Genomic DNA, 369 nt, shown 5'->3' on the forward strand with positions numbered 1-369 from the left:
GTATTAACACTACGTTAAATCCTGTATTTCCCCATATTCCAGTCATCACTATATTTTTAAATAATAATCCACTTGCTAATAGTCAAGGTGATTTCGCTTTTCAAATGAATACTTCATCAAATAACGAATGCCTTCAACTAGTTGGCGAAACTATTGTTACGGTGCCTGCTAATTCAACTCTTCAACTTAGAAATAATAGTGGTTTCAATCATCAAAGTATTGTAACTTGTGATAATGGTATAAATTCAGTTGAATTAACAGTTACAAAACTAAGTTAATACTATTCCCTCACATTCAGATGCTAATTCAGCATCTTTTTTATTGCATAACATTTTTTTGATTCCTATCGTCCTCTTATAGAACATAAGC

The 369-nt window shown here is 30.9% G+C and carries 1 pseudogene; it reads left to right on the top strand.

Features of this window, described 5'->3' with window-relative positions:
• Window positions 1-278: pseudogene (locus tag AC1DJR_RS34075) on the top strand (preprotein translocase); the annotation flags it as partial.
• Window positions 279-369: the final 91 nt, after the last annotated feature.

Source organism: Bacillus sp. 05T31, from assembly GCF_056396725.1.